2 protein-coding genes, 1 tRNA gene and 1 pseudogene are annotated in these 2,927 nt (G+C 61.3%); 3 read left to right on the plus strand and 1 reads right to left on the minus strand.

Annotated features, from left to right (window positions below; translation table 11 throughout):
* Positions 1-268 (plus strand): annotated as a pseudogene (locus tag EN925_RS30495) (GDP-mannose pyrophosphatase); the annotation flags it as partial.
* A 60-nt stretch (positions 269-328) separates the two neighbouring features.
* Here EN925_RS30495 and EN925_RS30500 read toward each other — a convergent pair.
* A tRNA-Leu gene (locus EN925_RS30500) sits at positions 329-413 on the minus strand.
* Positions 414-788: 375 nt separating this feature from the next.
* Here EN925_RS30500 and tig point away from each other — a divergent pair.
* Together tig and EN925_RS30510 are read left to right on the plus strand one after the other, a co-directional pair.
* Positions 789-2,255 (plus strand): trigger factor, encoded by a 1,467-nt coding sequence (gene tig, locus EN925_RS30505; RefSeq protein ID WP_127368362.1) that lies wholly within the window; start codon positions 789-791, stop codon positions 2,253-2,255.
* 160 nt (positions 2,256-2,415) lie between these two features.
* On the plus strand, positions 2,416-2,927 hold a 512-nt coding region (locus EN925_RS30510), incomplete at its 3' end, for a hypothetical protein (protein ID WP_128337156.1).

Below are 2,927 nucleotides of genomic sequence, written 5' to 3' on the forward strand. Positions count from 1 at the left end.
GGGTTATCGCTTGAAGGATATCGAGCGGCTGTTTTCGCCCTATATGAGCCCCGGCAGCGTCACCGAACGGCTCTGGTTTTTCATCGGCCGCTATTCACCCGCCGACCGCATCTCGGCCGGCGGCGGCGCGCAAGAAGAGGGCGAGGACATCGAGGTTCTGGAAATGCCGCTCGACGAGGCGCTGGCCGGCATCGCCGATGGCCGTATCGTCGACGCCAAGACCATCATCTTGATCCAGCATCTGAAGCTCAATCCGATGCCTGCCTGAACGGCGCCGGTCCTCCTTCGCCAGGGCTTTCGGGTGGCCCGCCACCCGAAGCTCGAAGGGTGGTGCGGATGAAGGGACTCGAACCCCCACGCCTTTCGGCACTGGAACCTAAATCCAGGGCGTCTACCAGTTCCGCCACATCCGCATGGACCGGCAATCCCATGTGGCCATCATTCTGTCAATGTCAGAGACAAGATGTGGCCCAGCGACAAGATGTGGGGCAGGCCCCGAATGCTGGTTATCGGCTGGGATGCGAAGACTGTTGAAAATTGGCCTCGCCTGTGACAAAAGGCGTGTCAAATGTGACGGGACGCGACGATCCGCTTCTGCAGAATGTGATAAGAAGTAGGAAAAACAAGAACTTATTCACATTTTGGAACGCAGTTTGGGAGAGTTTGAGCCGGGTTTTCGGTCAAATCGCCAGGTTCCGTACCAAAAGCCATTCCCGGCAAGAATATACCGGCAGGCTGTGAACGGCAGAGGCCGTGGCAGTCTCATTGGTGAAAACAAAGGTTTTACGATGCAGGTCACCGAAACGCTCAACTCCGGTCTCAAGCGAGAGATCAAGATCACCGTGCCGGCCGGTGACATGGAAGCCAAGCTGATGGCGCGGCTTTCGGATGCCCGCAACAAGGTCCGCATCAACGGCTTCCGTCCAGGCAAGGTGCCGGTGCAGCACCTGCGCAAGGTCTACGGCAAGTCGTTCATGGCCGAAGTGGTCAACGAAATCCTCAACGATTCGACCCGTTCGATCATTACCGGGCGTGGTGAAAAGGCTGCCATGCAGCCTGAAGTCATCATGACCGAGGACGAGAAGGAAGCCGAGAAGATCCTGGCCGGCGGCGCCGACTTCGAATTCCGCCTCAACTACGAGATCATCCCGGCGATCGAGATCAAGGACTTGTCCGACATCAAGGTGACGCGCCAGGTATTCGACGTGCCTGATGCCGAGATCGACGAGCAGGTCCAGCGCGTTGCCGAATCGGCGCGCAGCTACGAGCCGAAGACCGGCAAGGCCGCCAATGGCGACCGTGTCACCATCGACTATGTCGGCAAGATCGACGGCGAGGCCTTCAATGGCGGCGCCGGCACCGATCAGCCGCTGGTGCTAGGCTCGAAGGAATTCATCCCCGGCTTCGAGGATCAGCTTGTCGGCGCCAAGGCCGGTGAGGAAAAGCAGGTCACCGTGACTTTCCCGGAAAACTACCAGGCGGCGCATCTGGCCGGCAAGGAAGCGACCTTCGATGTCACCGTCAAGGAAGTGTCCCAGCCCGGCGCGCTGGAAATCAACGACGAGACCGCCAAGAATCTCGGCCTGGAGTCGCTGGAGCGCCTGCGCGACGTCGTGCGCGGCCAGATCGAGAACCAGTTCGGCGCCATGACGCGCCAGAAGGTCAAGCGCCAGCTGCTCGACCAGCTCGATGCGGCTTATTCGTTCGAGGCGCCGTCGAAGCTCGTCGACGCCGAGTTCAACAACATCTGGGCGCAGGTCAATCGTGATCTGGAAGCAGCCGGACGCACCTTCGCCGACGAAGAGACGACGGAAGAAGAGGCGCGCGCCGAGTATCTGCGGCTTGCCGAGCGCCGCGTGCGCCTCGGGCTGGTGCTGGCTGAAATCGGCGAGAAGGCCGGCGTGACCGTATCGGACGAAGAGCTGCAGCGCGGCCTGTTCGAGCAGGTGCGGCGCTATCCAGGAAACCAGCAGCAGGAAGTCTTCGAGTTCTACCGCAACAACCCGGAAGCGTTGAACACGCTGCGGGCGCCGATGTTCGAGGAAAAGGTGGTCGACCATCTGCTCGGTCAGATTTCGGTCACCGACGTCAAGGTCAGCAAGGAAGAGCTGATGGCCGACGACGAAGAGGACGAGACCGCCGTCAAGGCGAAGCCGGCGAAGAAAGCCGCCGCCAAGAAGGCCGACGCCAAGACGGCCGACGACGCGGAAGAGCCCAAGAAGAAGGCCGCGCCGAAGAAGAAGGCCGCCGAATAACACCAGCGCTCCGCTGAAACAGGAAGGCCGCCCTCGAGGCGGCCTTTTTCGTTGCCAAACTGCAACAGCCGCCATGCTTCGCGAGCGACGGCCTGTGGCGACCAAGCTTTGATCATTATCTGCGCTTCTATTGCAAGCCGCTTGGTTGTTGGAGGGCGTGTTGAGACTGGTCGTCGAATTGGGACACGCTTCGGCAATCGCGCTGATCCTTATCTCGGTCTGCGGCATTGCCCAGGCCGGCACGGTGCCTGACAACTGGCGCTTCGGCACGAATGAAGACGGCCTCGTGACGGCCTCGCTCTACGCCACCAACAAGCTGATCACCGGCGGCGGTGCCTTGAGCTACAGCCCGATCCTGACGATTGCCTGCCGGGCAAACGGCGAGCCGCATTGGACTGAATGGCTGCAACTGAACGACGCTGTTTCGGCCAGCCGCAAGATCACCATGTCGATTACGGTCGATCAGGAGAGCAAGTTCGACGAAAGCTGGTCGGTCGGGCCGCGCGGCCGGATGCTGGTGCGCGATGGCGCCGATGGCATCAGGCGCCTTGTCGCCGCGAACCGGCTGCAGCTTTCGTGGCGGTTCGGGCTGCTGGCGGGGCGCGGCGAGGCCGATTTCGACCTCGCCGGGTTCGGCGAAGCGGTCAGCCAGGTTGCCGGAAACTGCAACAC

This window comes from Mesorhizobium sp. M7A.F.Ca.US.006.04.2.1, from assembly GCF_004022915.1.
Classification (GTDB): domain Bacteria; phylum Pseudomonadota; class Alphaproteobacteria; order Rhizobiales; family Rhizobiaceae; genus Mesorhizobium; species Mesorhizobium ciceri.

Bases quoted from the DNA above. Each gene is read 5' to 3' on its own strand.
- tig (WP_127368362.1), top strand. From the start codon at position 789: ATGCAGGTCACCGAAACGCTCAACTCCGGTCTCAAGCGAGAGATCAAG.